Source organism: Streptomyces chiangmaiensis, assembly GCF_036281785.1.
GTDB classification, from domain to species: Bacteria; Actinomycetota; Actinomycetes; order Streptomycetales; family Streptomycetaceae; genus Streptomyces; species Streptomyces chiangmaiensis.
This window is the reverse complement of the sequence record NZ_JAYWVC010000467.1, coordinates 1-2525: the sequence shown is the minus strand read 5'-3', so window position 1 is coordinate 2525 and position 2525 is coordinate 1. Positions and strand designations below refer to the sequence as shown.

2 protein-coding genes and 1 pseudogene are annotated in these 2525 nt (G+C 67.5%); 1 reads left to right on the top strand and 2 read right to left on the bottom strand.

Annotation, left to right across the window (positions count from 1 at the left end; genetic code table 11):
• Positions 1-604: 604 nt before the first annotated feature.
• Positions 605-1621, bottom strand: coding sequence for an SPFH domain-containing protein (locus tag VXC91_RS44500; protein ID WP_329513031.1), 1017 nt, complete (start codon positions 1619-1621; stop codon positions 605-607).
• Positions 1622-1722: 101 nt separating this feature from the next.
• Positions 1723-2157, bottom strand: a complete 435-nt coding sequence (locus VXC91_RS44495) for a hypothetical protein (RefSeq protein ID WP_329513030.1) — start codon at positions 2155-2157, stop codon at positions 1723-1725.
• Between the two features lie 253 nt (positions 2158-2410).
• On the opposite strand from VXC91_RS44495, the pseudogene VXC91_RS44490 reads away from it, so the two are divergent.
• A pseudogene (locus VXC91_RS44490) lies at positions 2411-2525 on the top strand (XRE family transcriptional regulator); the annotation flags it as partial.

Sequence of the window (2525 nt, the reverse complement as noted above, 5' to 3'; positions counted from 1 at the left end):
CGCCGAGATCACCCGACCAAGGACCATGTTCGATCAGAACCGTCCTCATGATCGATAGAGATACGGCTTCTTACGTAGAACAGCTGGGCTGCGCGCAGCCGCTTGCTCTCTGCTCGGGCCAGTGCGGCGCTGCGGTCGTGAGGCCGGGGGAGTGCCGCCACCGCCGGCGGCATCAAGAACACCGCCCCTTGTCGCATGCCCTCCGCCCAGACGGGCGTGGCGTTGCCGCGAAGGAAGTCCGTCCATAGTCTGCAGCCACAGGGCGTGCACGTCCTGGATGTCTGTCTGATCAGCGCTCATGGGCCGCTGCCTTGTGCTGGGATTTCGCGCGGGGAGATCAGATTTCGTCCCTTTCATTTTCCTCCGGCAGACACAGCTGGGGATGACAATGACCGAAGCGTGCCCAGACACGCGAAGTACCGGTCCCCGGCAGGCGAACTCGGCCGGAGCGCGCTCTGAAATGGTCGACAAGGTGTCGCTTCTGCGAAATGAGGCAGTCGTGCCGTGCCGCTGGCCGCCCCTGCCAGCGGCACACGGTGCTCGGTAGGCGGTACAGGCCTGCGACCGCGGCTCGCCCTGCGCCAGGCAAGCGAACGGAAGGCAATCAGGCGCCGATCAGCTGACCGAGCTGGGTGACCAGGTTCGCTATCGCGCTTCCGGCCACGGCGATCGTCGCGGGAGCCGCCGCTTCCCTCATCTGCTGCCAGCCCCGTCGCATCAGACCCGCGTCCGGTGCCCTGTCTTCCTGCTCGGCGGAGACCAGCTCCCCTTCGATCACTTCCGCCTCGTCGATGAGGAGTTGAGCCGAGGCCTGGCCGCCGTGCTGCTCGGCACGCAGGATCTGGAGGAGCTGGGCGGTTACGGTCCGGGCCTGTTGGGCGGTTGCGGGATCCAGTGTGCGGTTGTCCTGGACGTTGTGGTCTCCCTGCTGCACGTTGCCGCCGGAGATCTCCTGCTTTTGGATGTTCCAGCTGCTCATCGCTTCGAGTCTCCCGTTGGACTGGTGGGTGATCTGACCGTTGGGCAGGACGTTCATGGTCATGTGGGAGGCGTAGAACTGTGCGGAGCCCCCGCCGTGCTCAGCTGCCACGCGTGCTTTGTCCTCTACTTCGCTGGTGGTGACCTCGCCCACGGTCAGCAGGAATTCGTGGAAGGTGAGCCCCCATCGCTGGGCGCGGGGGGCGAGGACCTGCCGGACGGATTCGGCGATCTGCTCCAGCGACACCCGCGCGTCGACGGCCGCCAGGTTGGCCAGCGCGTAGGTCAGTTCGTAGATGGCATGCCGTTCCAGCGCTTGGATGTAGCTGGCCGTGCCGTATGTTGCCTTGACCGGGTCGGTGACGCTGTACTGGATGGTGAATTCGATCGGCAGGTCGTTGCCGTCATACATCGAGACCATGCGCAGCGGGAACGGAACGGTTTGCTCGCGCAGGTCGATGCGGTTGCGTACGGTGTCCACGAATGGCGTGATGGTGTGCAGCCCGGGGTGTAACGTCCGGCTGTAGCGGCCGAAACGTTCGACGATTGCTGCGGAGCCGCTGGGAATCACCTCGAACGCCCGCACCGCGTAGCCCAGCCCGGCTGCGACGGCAGCGGCGCCCACGATCCATCGCCGGCGCATGCCTACCCCCTGTCAGCACTCTATGATCGCAGACCCGGTTGTCGGCACCCTATGATCGCGGACCCGGCGGGAGGGCGCCATGGCCCGATCGTGGCCGTTGCTCAGTCCGCCGGGCACATGACCCAGCTCAGTCCGTCTTCGCCGTATCCACTGTCCCAGCCGGCGGTCAGCGGCGGCTCCGCGAGCCCGGCTGGTTGCACCGAGGCGCTTTTCGCGGCAGGCCGTTTGGAGGGCACGTCCAAGGGCTCGGGAACCATGGCAGCGTGCGCGGTGACGGAGGCGCAGGCGCGGCAGGTGTCGGCCAGACGCCAGACACGCCCAGCGTCGACGCGCGTGAGCAGGAGCAGAATCGGCCCGTCACAGCCGCGATGCCGGGCGTGCCACCGGCAGCCGCCTTCTCCGCACTGGCAGGTCCGCAGATATCCGGCGCATGGATCGGCGCGGGCATGCCGGGCCAGATGGGCCACGATGGCCGCACGGGTGGCCGCGGGAGACTGTGGGTCGGCCGGGATCTGGCCGCACTGCGGACATGTCACAACCGTTTCCCCACGGCGGGGCCGGACGTCGAGCGTCCAGGTGCGCCGTACGGGGCGGGGGAGTGCGCCGCCCGATCGAGAGCTGTCCTCCCTGCTGATTGACGGGTTGTCGGGCCGGCGTCCCGAGGCGGGGGAGGGCCGGTGGCGGCACACGGTAGTGCAGATCTCTGCCCTGCTGCCCTGGACCTGACGAGCACAAATAGGGCAGATGTCTGCACTGACAGGGCAGGGTTCTGCACCGTCGGATAGAGCGGTGACGATCACTCCGCCGCCCGCCCCCAACCTCGACGCGCTCCGTCAGGAGCTGTCGCGACTGCGGGCCGAACGCGGTTGGACCTACGACGAACTCGCGGCCCGAACCGGCCTGG